Source organism: Marinobacter daqiaonensis, from assembly GCF_900115285.1.
Lineage (GTDB): Bacteria > Pseudomonadota > Gammaproteobacteria > Pseudomonadales > Oleiphilaceae > Marinobacter > Marinobacter daqiaonensis.
Genome location: NZ_FOYW01000001.1, coordinates 1520788 through 1537694 on the forward strand (window position 1 = coordinate 1520788; position 16907 = coordinate 1537694).

Sequence of the window (16907 nt, forward strand, 5' to 3'; positions counted from 1 at the left end):
GCTCCATAACAACAAACTCAAGAGGATTGAGCATGTCGGGTGCAAGCCAGCTACCGCCCGCTGTCCCGTCGCCGGAATCAGTCTCGCATTACCGGAAACCTGTCCGGAGGCCCCGCCTGACCCTGGGTCGCAAGCTGCTTCTGGTCACCCTGGGCTTCGTGCTGATCTGGTCGGCGTTTATCGGCCTGAGTCACCTGAGCCGCACCCATACCGCTGCTTTCACCATCCAGATAAACGAAGCGGGCAAGCTGCGCATGTTCAGTCAGCGCATCGCGTTCATCATCTCCGTCTGCCACGCCGGGCCGCCTGATTCAGGACGCTGGCAACTCTGCGATGCTGCGACCCTCGAAAAGACGATCAATGACTACAACGCAAGCCTGGAACAGGTGGAGAGAACTCCCTTTTCGCTGTTCCTGGAGGAGGATCGCAAGGAACTGAGACAGGCCATTCGTTCGGTCCGGCAGAGCTGGGAACAGTACAGCACGTCCGCGCGCCTGGTGGCGGGCCTGGTAACGGGACCGGAGACGGCGGCCCTGGAGTACGTTGAGGAGCAGGCGGAGCCGTTGCTGAAGGAAACCCGGGCCATGGTCCAGCTGCTGGTCGACAGCCAGCTTCGTGCCCAGGCATGGCGGGATTCCGCCCAGAATGCCCTGCAGATCGCCGCTGCACTGCTGTTGGCTGGCGTGGCCACTACGGGGTACCGGCACGGCGTCAGGCCCTTGCGTAACCTGGTGGAACTGACAAGACTCGCCGGGCGTGGCGATTTCCAGGGGCGGATCGACTATCACTCCCGTGACGAAATCGGCGAACTGGCGGAGGCCTTCAATGAAACCAATGCCCGCACCCAAAGGCTGATTGCCGATCTCCAGTCGGAAGCGACGGCTGCCCGCCGCGCTGAGGAGGTATCCGAAAGCCTGTTTGAGGCGGCCGCGGACGGGATTCTCATCAGCGACCCCGGGGGCCAGATCATCAAGGTCAACCGGGAAGCGGAACAGATATTTGCCTACAGGCGGGAAGAGCTGCTTTCCCGGAACGTGGATGACCTTCTACCCGAACCGCTTCGCCAGCAACATCGCCGATATGTCGACAGTTATTCACTCGATCCCAGGTCACGCTCCATGGGGCGCGGATCCATCGTGCTTGGCCGCCGCAGCGATGGCAGCGAAATTCCCCTCGAGATCAGCCTTAGCCCGGTTCTGATCGATCCCGACCAGCGGGTCATCGCCGTGGTCCGGGATGTCTCCGCGCGAATGCGGGCCGAGGCGGATCGCCAGCGCCTGATAACGATACTCGATATGACACCGGACGTGACAGCGACCTTCGCCACCAACGGTGCCCTGATCTATCTGAATCCGGCCGGACGCCACCTGCTGGGCATAACTGACGAGGCCCCACTGGCGGGATGGGAGTTTGAACAGCTGCTCACGCCTCTGGCCGGCAAGATTCTGAGATCAGAGGCCATCCCCACTGCCCTGGAATGTGGCCTCTGGCATGGCGAGATGAGTCTCAGGGACCGCAAAGGGACGGAAGTGCCTGTCTCCCAGCTGCTGATCGCCCACCCGGAGAATGGCGAGGACCCACAGGTCCTTTCAACGATCGCGCGGGACATCAGCGAGCGCAAGGAGCATGAGGCAGAACTGCTGCACCGTGCCACCCACGACTCCCTTACGGGGCTCGCCAACCGTGTTCTGTTCAAGGACAGGCTGAAACAGGCCATCCGTCATGCCGAGCGGGACGGTCACCTGGTCGCCATCATGTTCATCGACCTCGACAACTTCAAGCTGATCAACGATACCATGGGCCACGGCACGGGTGACATGTTGCTGTGCGAGGTTGCCCGACGGCTTCAGGTCAGGCTGCGCAGTATCGACACCAAGGCCCGACTCAGCGGCGACGAGTTCGCGGTGATTCTGGAGAACCTGAAAAAACCGGAAGATGCGGCCTCCATAATTCAGGGACTGGCCGAGGCCCTTCACGAACCCATCAAGTTGCCGGGCCGGGATCACGTTATCACCAGCAGCATGGGCGTCAGCCTCTACCCGACCAACGGAACCGATGCCGAAACCCTGCTGATGCAGGCGGACAGCGCCATGTACCAGGCCAAGGCCTCGGGAAAGGCCTGCTACCATTTCTATAATCGGGAAATGAACCTGCGGGCAACACGGCGCCTGGAGATCGAACGGGAGTTGCGGCACGCCCTTGAACGGAACCAGCTCACGCTTTATTACCAGCCCATCGTCAATGCTGTGACGGCGACTCTCGAGGGCTGCGAGGTGTTGTTGCGCTGGCAACACCCGGATCGGGGTCTGGTCTCCCCCGCTCACTTTATACCGGTGGCCGAGGAAACGGGACTGATCGTTCCCATCGGGGAATGGGTGCTCAGGCAGGCCTGTAAGCAGGCCCAGAAATGGCGAACCGCGGGACTGGGGCTCAATTTCATTTCAGTGAACATTTCCGCCAATCAGCTTCGGGGTCACTCCCTGGTATCACTGGTGCGTGGGGCACTGGAGGAGAGTCAACTCCCTCCCGGGGCTCTGGAGCTGGAACTGACCGAGGGCAGTCTGCTGCCCAACACCCTCACGGCCAGGGATGTGCTCGAGGAAATCCGGGCCATGGGCGTTCGCCTGGTCGCCGATGATTTCGGTACCGGCTATTCGAGCCTGAGCTACCTCAAGATCTTCCGTTTCGACAAGATCAAGATTGACTGTCAGTTCGTCCGGGACATGCTGGAAGACGCCGGCGACGCCGCCATTGCCCGGGCCACCATTGCCATGGCCCATGCCTTCGATGCCAAGGTGGTGGGCGAAGGGGTCGAAACCCCCCGCCAGGCGGAGGAGCTGGCGAGATATGGCTGTGACCAGCTTCAGGGATATCTGTTCGACAAACCCCTGCCCGAACCGGAGTTTTCTCAACGGCTGCCGGGGCAGAGGGGCTAAAAGTCCATGCGCCGGCGGGTCAGGTCAGAGAAGTGGTACCACATGCCGGCACTGGTGATGATCCAGGTGCCCCAGGCCAGCCAGATGGTGACGCCGGGTATGACCAGGAGGAAGTTCAGATCCAGGGCTTCCACCAGACGGGTGGTGCCAGTGGTGTACATGGCAAGGGGGAAGACCACACTCCACAGCTGGGGGTCGTAACTCAGTCTGTGGCGCTGGATGAGATGGCGCCACAGCGTGAGTCCGATCAGCAACGGAATCCACCAGCTGGCGACGGACCAGAAGAACAGGGTGAACCCCCGCAGGAAAGGCAGGAAATCCGCCAGCAGGTTACCCTGCTCTCCCCTGATAATCAGGGTGGAGCCCGCCAGAGTGGCGATGGCCACCGCGCCCATATTGATCCAGTAGGGCGGGCTGAGGGTCTCGGCGCTCAATCGCAGGAACGTCAGCCGGTAGAAGATCAGGGTGATGATGGCGAGATACAGCATGCAGCCGATCATGAACATGCACAGGCCAAGGAACAGGCGAAGGTCCTCCGGGCCGCTCCAGGGCACCAGCGCAGTGAGCACGGCCAGAGACTGGGTACTGACCGACGCCAGTAGCCATGCTCCGTTGATACCGGCATCCAGCGCCGGCTTCTCCCGACGGGTGGTGACCGCGATGAAGAACAGATACATGATGATCGACCAGAGCGCCAGACCGGCCCACCAGAACGCAATGGCCACGCCGGACCAATCGAGCAGAACCTGGAACTGGGACCCCAGGATGCACGTGCCGGCCACCAGCGTGAAGAAGCCGGGCCCGCGGGCATGGTCCACCATGTCGTTGACAATGGACCGCGGAAAGCGGATGACCCGTACCAGTGTCAGTACGCACAGGAGAAGATACGCCAGGCAGTTGGCAATCAGCAGAAACAGCGCAATATACCGGTATCCCAGAAGGCTGGAGGCAATGGAAGTGGCCCCCGTGGCCATGACCACGGCGAAGTAGCCGGGGAACAGACCCTTGGCAGCGGTGGCGAGCAGGGCCACCAGTTGGCCCGGGAGTGCCTTCAGGTTTGACATTGTTCACTCATGGGAGTTGCTCCGAACCACAACAGCGTCTGTCAGTCTGCATTCAGGTTAGCATGCCCGCCGGCTCTCAGGCCCAACCGCCTGTCAGCGAATCGTTGGAAGCCTCGGCAAGCGGCTTCCCCACGATTTTTCTGATCAAGAACCGGGCCCGCTGCCGATCCGGTATTTGATCACAACATTTGCAAGTCCCGCATGTTGCCGCCACAATAAAAGTAATCAATTACTTTCTTTAAAGAGATACCATGGCAACCCGGGCGAATGGAATCAAACGTACCTACCAGAATACCGAACAGCGACAGTCCACTATTGTTGAAGCGGTAGTTCATCTGTGTGGGGAGCAGGACCCCTCCACCCTCACCACCGCCCGAATCACTGAAGAAGTAGGACTATCCCAGGGCGCCCTGTTCAAGCACTTTCCCAGCAAGAGTTGCCTGTGGGAATCAGTCGCACGCTGGGTCTCCGAGCAGCTTGACCAGCGGGTTTTCAGTGTTGCCGACGAACATGAACGAGCGGATAAAGCACTGGAAGCCATGTTCCTGGCTCATATCCGATTCATTGCCCGGAACCCGGGGATTCCCCGCCTGATGCTGGGGGAACTCCAGAAGCCGGGTAACCGTCCGGCCAAACGCATCGTCCGTCAGACCCTGTCCAACTACCGCCAGAAAGTCATCACCCTGATTAACCGTGGTGTCGGACAACAATGCATTACCGCAACCATCGATACCGAGGCGGCAGCGGTCCTTTACCTGGGGGCCATCCAGGGTCTGGTGGTTCAGGCCATGATAGGGGGCGACATTCAGAGCCTCGAGCAAACCGCGCCACGCATTTTCAGGCTTTATAGTGCCAGTTTTCAGGAGGTTTCCGATGCACCGCAGGCGTAAGCTCATCCTCATCCTGACCCTGATTGCCGGCATCGTCTTTGTGATTGTCATGGTAAAACTCAGGCAGCCGCCGGAGCGTATGACGGAACAGCTAACGGCAACACCGGTCAGGTTTCTTGATGCCAGGCCCCTCACTGTGCACACCGAAGCCCGTGGTTTTGGTCAGGTATTACCCGCCCGAACCTGGCAGGCCGTGGCCAGCGTCGGAGGCCGCATTGTCTGGAAAAATCCGGACCTCGAAAGCGGTAGGCTGATCCCTGAAGGAACCCGCCTGCTGCAGATTGACCCGACCCGTTACAAGCTGGCGGAAGCCTCAGCCAAAGCCGATATCGCTGGTGTCGAGGCGGAACTGAGACAACTGGACCAGGAGAAGCAGAACACGGAGGAGTTGCTGAAGCTGGAGAGCCGCAGGCTCACCCTGGCCCGGCGGGAACTCGAGCGGGCACGGGTGCTCGCAGACCGGGGCGCCCTGTCCGAAACCCGGCTGGATGAACAACAGCGGGCAACACTGCAACAGCAGCAGGCAGTGCAGTCCCTGAGAAACCAGCTCAACCTGATTCCGGCGAAGCGGGATATCCTGAGGGCCCGACTGGCCCGGAGTGAATCCACCCTGGCGAATGCCCGGGAAGACCTTGAAGATACCCGTTTTGAAGCCCCATGGGACCTGCGTATCCACCGATCCGACATTGAAACCAGGCAACAGGTAAGTCCCGGACAGACCCTCTTTGTGGCCGACAGTATTACCGGCGCCGAAGCTACCGTTCAGCTGGAGATTTCCGAACTTCGCAATGTGCTGTCCCAGATACCGGACGCGCTGGACCCGGCAGGTGATAACGATGCGGCCACAGGCTTTACCGATTTTCACCGGCGACTGTCACTGGATACCTTGACCATATGGGTACAGCCGACGAACGTTCCTGACAGCCGCTGGGAGGGCAAGCTTAGCCGGGTGACCGGCAGCCTTGACCCGACTACCCGTACGGTTCAGGCGGTGATCACCGTAGATGAGCCCTACCGCAAAGCCAATCCGCCCTCCCGGCCACCGCTGATCCGGAACATGTTCGTGCAGGCGACTATCTCAGCACCAACACCGGAGCCGGTGCTGATAGTACCCGCCAGTGCCATCCATCAGGGAGTGATATATCTTGCCGATGACAGTGATCACCTGAAACGCCAACCGGTCAGTATAGGCTGGGAACAGGGTGAGCTTGCGGTCATCAGCGATGGCCTGGAGCCCGGAGACCGGGTGATCCTGGATGACCTGGTTCCCGCTATGGCGGGCATGCCCCTGAACCCCCGATACGATGAGCAAACGGCTCAATGGTTGCAGGAAATGGCCAGAGGAGAGCAGCCATGATCCGCTGGTTTGCCGGTCATCCCACCGCCGGCAACCTCCTGCTGATTCTGATTCTGGCTGCGGGTTTGTTCGCGGCGCCAAACCTGATCCGGGAAACCTTTCCGGATTATCTGCCGCCGGAAGTCAGCATCACGATGGAATACCGGGGTGCCACTGCAGCGGATGTGGAGGAAACCATCTGCCAGCGCCTGGGAGAAGCCCTGCAGCGGGTGGACTACATGGAGGAAATTTCGTGCACGGCCCGGGACAACCAGGCCAGAACGATCGCAAGCATGGCGCCCCAGGGCGATATGGGCCGCTTTCTGGATGACATACGCACTGAAATCGAAGCCCTGACCGACCTTCCGGACGAGGCTGAGGAGCCAATTATCCGAGAGATGTACCGCTCTGACCTGGTGGCAGCCATCGCGGTATATGGCCCTATGAGCTTCCCTCACCTGGAATCTTACATCAACGAACTGGAAGACCGGCTTTTCGCCCTGGGTACGGTCGCCGACGTGATCCCGGCTGGATTGTCCCAGCGTCAGTGGCACGTTGAGGTACCCCGGGACCTGCTGCGTCAGTACGGTCTCGGAGTGCAGGATATTGCCCACGCCATCACCAGCCAGAACCTGGACATGCCTTTGGGCACTATTGAGGCCAGCCACCAGGATATCCAGTTAAGATTTGTGGATGAACGGCGCTCGCTGCAGGCCCTGGCGAAACTTCCGGTAATAGGCGGGGAAGCCGGTGCCGTGCTGACCCTCGGAGACCTCGCGACCATCACCGAAGCCTACGAACGGGAAGAGGAACGGGTGGAATTCAACGGCCAGCGCGCCATCGTTCTCGAGATTCACAAGAACAGCAGCGAGGATGCCCTGCGAGTGATGGACTCGCTGCAGGCTTTTGTGGACAAAGAAAAGGCCCGTCTCACCGGCACTGTGGAGCTGAAGATCACCCAGGACAGGACCTCAATCGTCGAGGATCGGCTCCGGATGCTGGTGGGCAATGGTATTACCGGCCTGGTGTTGGTGGGTCTGGTGATGGCACTGTTTTTCCGGCCCCGGCTGGCATTCTGGGCCCTGTTCGGCCTGCCCGCAGCCTTCGCCGGGGCTTTCGTAATGATGGCCCTGACCGGTCTCTCGCTCAACATGATCACTCTGGTTGCACTGCTTATGGCTATCGGCATTGTCATGGATGACTCTGTAGTGATAACAGACAACATTGCCCAACGGGCTGCCGAGGGCCAGGCCCCCCTGGAAGCTGCGGTAACAGGTACCCAAGAAATTCTGCCCGGGGTGCTGTCGTCCTTCCTGACCACGGCCACGGTGTTCACGCCCCTGGCATTTCTTGCCGGGGAACTTGGTTCGGTTCTGGAAGTGTTGCCGGTGGTTCTTATTGCCGCCCTCGTTGCCTCCCTGGTCGAAGCCTTCTGGGTACTGCCGCACCATCTCAAAAACGGCCTTGGCAAGAAACAGGAAAAAGCACCGTCACGGTTTCGTGCCTCGTTCGACAATGGTTTTGAAACAGTCCGTGAAAAAGTCGGGCAACTGGCCGATATCGCCATCCATTTCCGTTACGGCGTGCTGGCAGTCATGATTCTGGTATTACTCGGCTCGGTGGGGCTGATGGCTGGCGGGCATGTACGTATGGAAGCCATGCCGGAAATCGAAGGTGACGTACTGGAAGCACGGGTTCTGATGCCCCAGGGTACGCCTCTTCACCAGACCAAGGCTATTACCGACCGCATTACCGAGGCGATGCAGAGACTCAACGGAGAGTTCACTTCCGAACAGCCAGGCGAGCAGACTCTTGTGCGAAACATCCAGACCCGCTTCAACCAGCACGCCGGCACCGGGGAACAAGGTGCACACGTTGCCACAGTGATGGCGGACCTGCTGACCGCAGAGGTCCGCACAGTTGGCCTGGAGCTTCTCACCGAACGCTGGTATCAGGAAATCGGGGACATTCCCGGCCTTATTACCCTTAACATCCAGGAACCGGGTTTCGGCCCCGCGGGCATTCCAATAGAAGTCCGTCTGCAGGGCACCAATCTGACCGATCTGAAGGCCGCGGCACGTTATCTCGCCAGTGAAGTTGCCAGCTATAAAGGCACCTTCAACGTGCTGGACGACCTTCGCCCCGGCAAACCCCAGCGTATCCTGAGGCTGAATGAGCATGCTCTGTCTCTGGGCCTGAATGCGGCCGACGTCGCCAGTCAGATTCGTACCGGTCTGCTCGGCGACATCGTGGACACGGTTCAGATCGGTGACCAGCATATCGAAATACTGGTTCGTCAGACTGGCGCCGAGCGCAACACCCGCCGGTTTCTGCAGGATACGGTGATCACCACCGCGAAGGGCCGGATGGTTCCCTTGAGGGAAGTGGCCACAATTACCGAGGACCGGCAGTGGTCACAGGTTACCCGGATTGACGATCTCCGCACGGTGACTGTCTCCGCAGACGTGAGGGGCCAGAACACCAACGCAAATGCCATCGTCACCAACCTGCAGAACCGTGTGTTTCCCGAGCTTCACAAGCAATGGCCTGGTATCACAATACAGGTGGAAGGCCAGACCGCCCGCTCCCGGCAAACCGGACAGTCCATCGTTCGGGGGCTGCTTATGGGCCTGCTGGGAATTTTCCTTATCCTGTCGTTCCAGTTCCGCAGTTACCTTGAGCCGATCATTGTAATGTTGTCGATCCCGGTGGCCTTTATGGGTGCGGTCTGGGGGCATTTGGCAATGGGCTACAACCTGTCCATGCCCTCGTTAATCGGCGCAGCCTCACTGGCGGGCATCGTTGTTAACAACGCCATTCTGCTAATGCAGTTCATAAAAAACTTCCGGGCACAGGGCATGAGCGCTCAGGAGGCAGCGGGGGCTGCCAGCCGCGCCCGCTTCCGAGCCATCCTGATCACCACCAGTACCACCGTCGCCGGCCTTTTGCCGCTATTGGCCGAAACCAGCACCCAGGCCATGGCAGTCATTCCGCTGGTGATCTCAGTGGTATTCGGTCTGCTGGTGTCCACCATTCTGATACTGCTGGCGTTGCCGGCTCTCTACATCATTCTTCAGGATCTTGGCTGGACGAAGGCACCTGTTCGGGCAAAGCCCTAGTGTCCCTTAACCGGTTGGATTTACATTCGTTGCTTACAAGCTCCAGCCATCTCAGGTGCTGATTCCAGATCTCGTCTTTAATATGCTCAGGCTTGCTGCAAGTCATTACGACCTCCGTATTGCCAAGAAAATGAGAACAGTTCTTGACACCCATTAAAATGTATTTTATATATATCTTAAGGTAAAGAAGGAGGATCAGCAATGAACTATCAGGACATTCTCGGCAGCTGTCATGAAACCACGCTCGGCCAGTTGGCCAGCCGATGCCCGAAGACTCTGGAGGTATTTCGCCGGTACATGCCCGAAGCGGAAAATCACCGCCAGGCGACCCTTGATATGGTTGCGTCCATCGCTGGTGTCGATCAGGAAGCCCTTTGCCGGGAGCTTTTCGATACCGTGATGGAACAGACACCGCTGGAGGAACTGGATACCGATGTGCTCATCGAGCTCATATTGCAGGGTTATGATGCAGGCCATCTCGAGCAACTGCCGAAGCTTCACCGCCTGGCCCGCAAGATCGAGGCAATTCACCGGGCACATCCGGCCGTTCCCAAAGGAATCACCCTGGCGATCAAGGAACTCGAGCACAGCCTCAGTGACCATATCGAGAAAGAGAACGCCTACGTCCTCAAGCGCATGGAGCATGACCCGCCGCCAAACCCGGACACGCCCATTGCCCAGATGAATGAAGAACACACCATGATCAAGAGTCAGCTCCATCGGCTACGGGAAATGACCGGAAACTACCGGTTGCCCGAGTCTGCGTGCCGCTCCTGGCGCCGGTTTTATCGGGAACTCAGGAAACTCGATTTCAGGTTGTCGGAGCAGATCTACCTGGAGCGGGACATTCTGTTTCCGAGGTTCCAGTTCTGACGGGCCCTGCCCCCGCATCCGCCGGGGGCTCAGCCTATGGTGGGCAGGAGGTGTCCACCAGAAAGCGGCGCTACCCCGGCAAACCATCCTCTCGGGCGGAGAGCAGAAACCGCGCATAGCCGGCCACATAGAGCAGGTAGGTTATCGTCCATAGCAGGAAGGACAACCCGACACTGGCCAGCAGGTAATGTTCGGGCCACCAGACAGGCACCAAGGTACGTAGTGCGACAGTCGTCATGATGCACCTCATCCAGCGTAGCGAAGGCGCGCCTCCAGGGGCAAGGGTGTTGCTGTCGCCATTACCGGTATCGAAGAGGAAACCCTGAAGGGAGTTGTTGGATATTCGGGGAACGACTAACTTTTTAGGAGACGTCTTGACGGAATTTGCGGCGACAGCAGCCAACAAACCACCATTTCCGGAGGTATGTTATGGCACAACGTTTCAAGGTAGGGGATCACGTCACCTGGAATTCCGAAGCCGGACACGTGAGCGGCCGAATTATTCGGGTCCATACGAGCGATACCACCTATAAAGGACATAACCGTCGCGCCAGCAAGGAAGAGCCGCAGTATGAGATTAAAAGCGACAAAACAGACCACATCGCCATGCACAAGGATTCGGCACTGAGTCAAGTCGACGAGTAGTCCCCCCGAAAACTGCCCCGTGACAGTCGCGAGCTGTTTTTCCAGATGCTCCGCCTTGGCGGGAATGCTGTGGGAAATGACAGGCAGCTCTGTGAGCTCGAGCAGCGCTTGATCGAACACTGGAATATTGGCGGGCCAGAAGAAAACACCCGCAAGGTCGAACTCCAGACGGGTGAAGATGATCTGGATCCGGATGATGAATCCGGCCAATGATGACCGTCAGGCCAATTTGAACCTCCTCAAAAAAACGACGCCTCCCATGAGTGATATTCTGTATTTAAAATGATACTTTCGGAAAAATACTGATGAGAAGCTGTCACAAGTGAGGAGGCCCGTCATGTCCGATTTCATGGTTCGGCTGTTCCGCTACAACCCGGAACAGGACGACGTACCCTACAGCCAGGACGTCCAGGTAGACGCTGACTTCCGCAACCGGATGGTACTGGACGTACTGGAACATCTGAAAACCCGCGACCCCACTCTCAGCTTTCGACGGTCCTGCCGGGAAGGAGTGTGCGGTTCGGATGGAATGAACATCAACGGTCGCAATGGGCTGGGGTGCATCACGACAGTAGAGGAAATGCTGGGTAAGAACGATGTGCTGGAAATACGGCCACTTCCCGGCATGCCGGTAATCCGTGACCTGGTGGTGGACCAGACCCTGTTCTTCGAGCAGTACAAGCGGATCCAGCCCTGGCTGATCAATGACAGTCCGAGACCAGCAATCGAACGCCTGCAGAGCCCGGAAGACAGGGAAAAACTGGACGGGCTCTATGAGTGCATCCTGTGCGCCTGCTGCACGTCCGCCTGCCCATCCTGGTGGTGGAATCCGGAAAAATACGTGGGACCTTCGGGGCTGCTGCAGGCCTACCGCTTCCTGCTGGATTCAAGAGATACCGCGACACAGGAACGACTGCAAAGTCTGGAGGATCCCTTCAGCGTTTTTCGCTGCCGCGGCATAGGCAACTGCACGGCTTACTGCCCCAAGGGCCTGAATCCCATGAGAGCCATCGGCCGCATCAAGGCCATGCTGTTCCGGGCCGAAGTCTGATGGCCGCCGCTGCGACTAATTGACCGGGCAGCTCGGGGTGGCCGGACGCCACCGTGCCTCCCCCGGGAACCCATAGGCCCGGCAACCGGTGGCAGTCCCCATGAAAAGAGCCTGCCACCACTCTCCTTACTTCCAGTAATTGTTGGCCGCAGCCACTGTCTGGAAATGAATCGCGACAACCTCTGAGGCATGAATCAGCGCCTCGCCATCCTGAGAGTATTCCGCGCGTTCGCGGAACAACACATCCTTGTCAGGCTGGGTACTTTTCACGCCCATCCGTGAGAGTTTGAGGGCAAGCTCGAATCCTTCCTTGGGAGTTTCCGTCTGAAGACTGGGAAGCCAGCTCTCGGATTTTTGACCTTCTTCGGCCTGCGCAGCAAGAGGCAGTCCGATGAGGGTAACAGCCAGAATCACCAGTATCCTGCTCGTTATGGAACTCATTTTCTCCTCCTTTTCCCATCAGGTATTGTCTTCCGGACCTCGTTTATCGGATTCGGAAAAATTCGATAAACCTCCAACCGGAGGTTTATCCATTTAGGACCATTAATCCATTATTTTCAATGAATCTTTAGAAGGAAAGTGTGGTCAGCAGCCCGGCAAAAAGCCGGGCCAGGTCTCTGTAGATAGTGATTTCGGAACCTGATCAGGACTGAACCAGTGCCATGCCCGGCTCGCCGTACCAATAACCGTTGCAGGGGGGAGCTTCCACCAGATGGAGAGGGTCAGTAGCGGGTATCTCGCCCCGGCGAACCTGGTCGAAGCGGTCAACCACGTCGTCCATGCCCTGGTGTTCCGGGCTCAGCCGGACGGTGGAGACGCCCATCCGCTCCATATCCGGCATTTCCCGCATCAGGTCATAGCGGGAGCCCGAGAGGGTTGAAATGCCGTTCAGCCGGAACAATTCCTGGGATTCCCTGGAACGCACCTCCATGCCATCGGGGTGCTGGAGGCAACGAAACTCGCAGTTGTCTTTCGGCAAATTGTAATGGCGGGCGGTAAAGCATCGGGATGACCACGCCAGAGGCAGAAAACCCCAGCCAAACACTTCCGCCGGCAGATCGAGACCCTCTTCATTCAGGCCCCTGATGAGCTGCTCCAGGGTTTCCCTGCCCAGCTCCACGGGCAGATTCCAGCCCTTCAGCCCCTGCTTCGCCAGTACCTTTAATGTGGCGACGTTGTAGACATTCATTGAGGGGCCCGTGACGAAGGGAATCTCGTTACGGATGGCAACCTGCAGGGCGCTCTGGTCGTTGGCTTCCACCATGAACTCGTGCTGGTCACAGATCCGGCGCAGGCGTCGCAGATCTGCTTCTGACTCGATCAGGGTCTGGGTTGAGAGCACCACGTCCTTGCCACAGGCACTGAGATCGCGGGCCAGGCTGAACCAGTCGTCGGGTTTGAGCTCCCGGCGTCGGGAACACACGGCTTCGCCCAGGTAAATGGTATCCACCGGCCAGTCGGCGGCATTGCCATAGAAGTCAAAGACGGTTTGCTTGGACCAGAACCAAAGGATCGGTCCCAGGGACAGTTTCATCATACTTTGTTGACCCTTATTTCCACTTGCGGTGATAGGCGCCCAGGGTGGTTAGCCCTCCTTCGGAGAGGCCGGAAAGCGTTGACTGCCAGGCGGGGTCCACCGAGAACCCGGAAGAACAATCCACCCGGTCCAGCGCCTGGCGCCAGGTGCGGGCCACATCGGCGATATAGGCAGGACTGCGCTGGCGGCCCTCGATCTTGACGGCGCTGATCCCCAGGGCCTTCAGCTCCGGCAGAAGGTCCAGGGTATTAAGGCTGACCGGCTCTTCAATGGCGTGATACACATCCCCTTCCACTTCAAATCGCCCTTTGCACAAGGTCGGATAGCCGGCTGCCTCGCCCCGGCTGTAGCGGTCGATCAGCACACCATTGAGCCGGGATTCGAGGGCACCGTCGGCGGTCTCTTCCCAGCGGACGGCCTTGGCAGGCGAGCAGGCGCCCTTGCTGTTGGGAGACTCATCGGTGAGATAGGAGGACAGGTAGCACCGACCCTCGGCCATGATGCAGAGGCTGCCAAATGCAAAGACCTCAAGCTCTACCGGGCTGTGTTTCGCGACGCCCCGCACCTGATCCAGGGACAGCACACGCGGCAGAACGGCGCGGCGGATGTCGAAGTTGTCCTTGTAGAACTGCAGGGCCTCGTAGCTCGTGGCCGATCCCTGCACAGAAAGATGGCGGGGAATATCGGAATGGCGGTTGGCGGCGTATTCCAGCAATCCCATATCCGCCAGGATGATCGCATCCACGCCCAGAGCGGCGGCCCGGTCCACGGCGGCTGTCCATTGTTGCCAGCCCTGGGGCTGGGGATAGGTGTTTATGGCGCAGAAAACACGAACGCCATGCCTGTGGGCATATTCGATACCCTCGGCGGCCCGCTGATCATTGAAGTTCAGGCCAGCAAACTGACGGGCGTTGGTGCTATCCCGGAACCCGAAATAGACCGCATCGGCACCGTTATCCACGGCTTTTTTCAGGGCCGGCAGGCTGCCCGCGGGACATACCAGTTCCATAGCTTTCCTCCGGAGATTGAGTCAGCCAGCCTATCGCTCTACTCGACTGCGTGCCTTGACCGTTATCAGCACCCTCGGCCCGCCGGAGCCAATACCCCTTTCGCAGTACTCATCAGTAATTCCCGCACTTCAGAAAAAACACCAACAAAACAATAGATTAACATGTAAAAACATATTGTTACAGGTTGCCACTTACCTCTTTTTTACCCCGTAATGTCAATGGTGGGGCCCGGTCGTCTTCGTCAGACTACAACCAACAACTTTCCCAGCGAGATCCACCCATGCCTTTTATCAATCACCTTTCCATGCGAGGCAAACTTGCCGTTCTGTTGCTGCCGGCGTTGCTGATGCTGCTCTACTTTGCGGCTGCAAGCATCACGGACAGCTACCGGGATTTCAGGGACATCCGTTCGCTGCAGGAACTGGCCAGACTCGCGGCCGCAGGTGATCCGCTGATTGAATCCCTTCAACGGGAACGCGGCCGGACAGCGGTGTATCTGGCCAGTGGACGGGCAAATGACGCCCGCAACACGCTCACTGCACAACGTCAGCAAACTGACAGCCAGATCGATCAGTACCGTAAGCGGGTATCGGCGCTTCTGAATAACACCTCCATGGACCAGGGTTTGCGAGCATCAGCCAGCGCCGTGGACCGGGCGCTGGGTGAACTCCCGTCCCTGAGAAAGTCGATTGACGGCGGCCAGGTGGACTCGAAGCAGGCCATGGCCCGATACACCGGCACAGTCCGCGAATTACTGGACCGCATCACCCTGATCGTCCGCCGGGCCAGCGAGCCGGAGCTGGTACGGCAGATAAATGCCTACTACGCCCTGGCTGAAGCAGCCGAAAGGGGCGGCCTGGAACGGGCCGCCGGCGCGGCCCTGATCCGTAGGGGTGAATTCAGTCTGCCAGGCCTCCAGCGGATCGCCGCACTCGCAGGCGCCCAGAAAGCAGATATGGATATCGCCCTCGCCATGCTCTCCAGAGAGAACCAGCAGCGCCAGTCCCTCGAGCGCCTGGTCAGCACGAGCTATTCTTTAAGCGGGCTCCGTGAAATCCTGTTCAGCAGCGAATCAGGCCTGAACTCCCTCAAAGCCACTGACTGGTTCGACCAGGCAACGGCCCGCCTCGGCGACCTGAATCAGACGCGGACGACCCTGTTGAGCGGCGTGCTTGCACTTACTGAAACCCTGGCCGCTGATGAGCAACGGGGGCTCATCGTGACCGCCACCGTGGCGGCATTGGCAGTGGTCCTGGTTATTGTTCTCGCCCTGATCATCATGAGTTCCATCAACCGTCAGGTCTCCGGGTTGCTGACCACCGTCCAGGAGGCCATGGACAACAAGGACCTCAGCCGCCAGATTCCGGTGACCTCCAATGACGAACTCGGCCGCATCGGCCTTGCCATCAACCAGCTCTTTGACCGCTTCGGCCAGGCGCTGCGGCAGATCGACCGGTCCAGTGTGCAGCTGGCCACGGCGACGGAAGAAACCAGCTCTACCGCGAACCAGAATGCGGCCCAGGTCCGGAGCCAGCAGCAACAGATCGAGCAGGTGGCGGCCGCTAGTGAGGAAATGTCCGCCACCTCGGAGGAGATTTCAGGCAATACACAGCAGGTGGCGGGCGCGGCCCGGAGCGCGACCGAAAAGAGCCGGTCCGGTGAACATGTGCTTCACTCCAGTGTGAGCCGGATTCGTGAACTGGCCACATCGGTTCAACAGGTGAACGATGTGATCACGGAGCTGGAGGAGAAAAGCGGCACCATCAGCGAAGTGGTGGATGTTATCCGCAAGGTCGCCGACCAGACCAACCTGCTTGCACTGAATGCCGCGATCGAGGCCGCGAGGGCCGGCGAACACGGGCGGGGCTTCGCGGTGGTTGCTGACGAGGTTCGCTCCCTGGCCCGGCAGACCCATGATTCCACAACGGAAATCGAATCCATCGTCAACGGCTTCCGGGAGATTACCGGCCAGGCCAGCCGCTCCATTATCACCAGCCACAAGCTGGCCCGGGAAACCAGTGATCAGACCTCGGAACTGGAGCAGACCTTTGCCGATATCCTCTCCGATGTCGGGTCCATATCGGACATGGCCACCCAGATAGCGGCTGCCTCGGAACAACAGGTGGCAACTACCCGGGAACTGGCGGGCAATATGGAAAGCGTCAGCGAGGCGGCCATTCTTACCCTTACCGGCTCCCAGGAAATTACTCAGGTTACGACCGAACAGGCCCGCCTTGCCCGGGCACTGCAGGACCTGGCGAACGAATTCCGGGTTGCTTCCTGACCGGCGGTGTGTTCGGGTCTGTTGCCTTGGGAAGCTCGCAAAACCTGAAGAGGACTTTTGGACTGGGAGTCTGGCGGTGGGGTAAGGGGGAGCTTTCTCCGCCGCAATTCACGGCCCATCCATGGGCCGGCCTTGCTAAAGCGACATCCCTGTCGCAGCTAC

The 16907-nt window shown here is 59.1% G+C and carries 13 protein-coding genes; 8 read left to right on the forward strand and 5 right to left on the reverse strand.

The genetic code is table 11. The annotated features are described in order from the left end of the window. The first annotated feature begins 32 nt into the window (after nucleotides 1-32). Nucleotides 33-2936, forward strand: coding sequence for a bifunctional diguanylate cyclase/phosphodiesterase (locus BM346_RS07020; protein WP_092010134.1), 2904 nt, complete (start codon nucleotides 33-35; stop codon nucleotides 2934-2936). Here the strand turns inward: BM346_RS07020 and BM346_RS07025 are convergent. Continuing rightward, a complete protein-coding gene (locus BM346_RS07025; RefSeq protein ID WP_206675681.1) occupies nucleotides 2933-4000 on the reverse strand; it encodes a tellurite resistance/C4-dicarboxylate transporter family protein in 1068 nt (355 codons plus the stop codon). The two genes, BM346_RS07020 and BM346_RS07025, sit on opposite strands and share 4 nt — an antisense overlap. Before the next feature lie 251 nt (nucleotides 4001-4251). On the opposite strand from BM346_RS07025, the gene BM346_RS07030 reads away from it, so the two are divergent. The 4 genes from BM346_RS07030 (at nucleotide 4252) to BM346_RS07045 (ending at nucleotide 10218) form a co-directional block, all read left to right on the forward strand. Beyond that, nucleotides 4252-4890, forward strand: coding sequence for a TetR/AcrR family transcriptional regulator (locus BM346_RS07030; protein WP_092010136.1), 639 nt, complete (start codon nucleotides 4252-4254; stop codon nucleotides 4888-4890). Further along, entirely contained in the window at nucleotides 4874-6247 is a 1374-nt protein-coding gene (locus BM346_RS07035; RefSeq protein ID WP_092010138.1) for an efflux RND transporter periplasmic adaptor subunit, read from the forward strand. The genes BM346_RS07030 and BM346_RS07035 overlap by 17 nt, the downstream gene beginning before the upstream one ends. Next, nucleotides 6244-9345 carry an efflux RND transporter permease subunit gene (locus tag BM346_RS07040; protein ID WP_092010140.1) on the forward strand — a complete coding sequence of 1034 codons (3102 nt, stop codon included), beginning with the start codon at nucleotides 6244-6246 and terminating at the stop codon, nucleotides 9343-9345. The genes BM346_RS07035 and BM346_RS07040 overlap by 4 nt, the downstream gene beginning before the upstream one ends. A 201-nt stretch (nucleotides 9346-9546) precedes the next feature. Next, a complete protein-coding gene (locus BM346_RS07045) occupies nucleotides 9547-10218 on the forward strand; it encodes a hemerythrin domain-containing protein (RefSeq protein WP_092010142.1) in 672 nt (223 codons plus the stop codon). A gap of 70 nt (nucleotides 10219-10288) precedes the next feature. Here the strand turns inward: BM346_RS07045 and BM346_RS18060 are convergent, their stop codons facing one another. Further along, nucleotides 10289-10456 (reverse strand): hypothetical protein, encoded by a 168-nt coding sequence (locus BM346_RS18060; protein ID WP_167812629.1) that lies wholly within the window; start codon nucleotides 10454-10456, stop codon nucleotides 10289-10291. 191 nt (nucleotides 10457-10647) lie between these two features. Between BM346_RS18060 and BM346_RS07055 the strand changes: the two genes are divergently transcribed. Beyond that, nucleotides 10648-10863 (forward strand): hypervirulence associated TUDOR domain-containing protein, encoded by a 216-nt coding sequence (locus BM346_RS07055; RefSeq protein WP_092010146.1) that lies wholly within the window; start codon nucleotides 10648-10650, stop codon nucleotides 10861-10863. Nucleotides 10864-11200: 337 nt separating this feature from the next. Beyond that, nucleotides 11201-11914, forward strand: a complete 714-nt coding sequence (locus BM346_RS07060) for a succinate dehydrogenase iron-sulfur subunit (RefSeq protein ID WP_092010148.1) — start codon at nucleotides 11201-11203, stop codon at nucleotides 11912-11914. 126 nt (nucleotides 11915-12040) lie between these two features. Here BM346_RS07060 and BM346_RS07065 read toward each other — a convergent pair whose 3' ends face one another. From BM346_RS07065 to ubiU, 3 genes are all read right to left on the reverse strand, one after another. Beyond that, entirely contained in the window at nucleotides 12041-12355 is a 315-nt protein-coding gene (locus BM346_RS07065; RefSeq protein WP_092010150.1) for a hexameric tyrosine-coordinated heme protein, read from the reverse strand. Nucleotides 12356-12557: 202 nt separating this feature from the next. After that, nucleotides 12558-13451 (reverse strand): U32 family peptidase, encoded by an 894-nt coding sequence (locus BM346_RS07070; RefSeq protein WP_092010152.1) that lies wholly within the window; start codon nucleotides 13449-13451, stop codon nucleotides 12558-12560. Between the two features lie 13 nt (nucleotides 13452-13464). Then, nucleotides 13465-14460 (reverse strand): ubiquinone anaerobic biosynthesis protein UbiU, encoded by a 996-nt coding sequence (gene ubiU, locus BM346_RS07075; protein ID WP_092010154.1) that lies wholly within the window; start codon nucleotides 14458-14460, stop codon nucleotides 13465-13467. Between the two features lie 281 nt (nucleotides 14461-14741). Here ubiU and BM346_RS07080 point away from each other — a divergent pair, with 281 nt between their 5' ends. Continuing rightward, nucleotides 14742-16745, forward strand: a complete 2004-nt coding sequence (locus BM346_RS07080) for a methyl-accepting chemotaxis protein (RefSeq protein WP_092010156.1) — start codon at nucleotides 14742-14744, stop codon at nucleotides 16743-16745. Nucleotides 16746-16907: the final 162 nt, after the last annotated feature.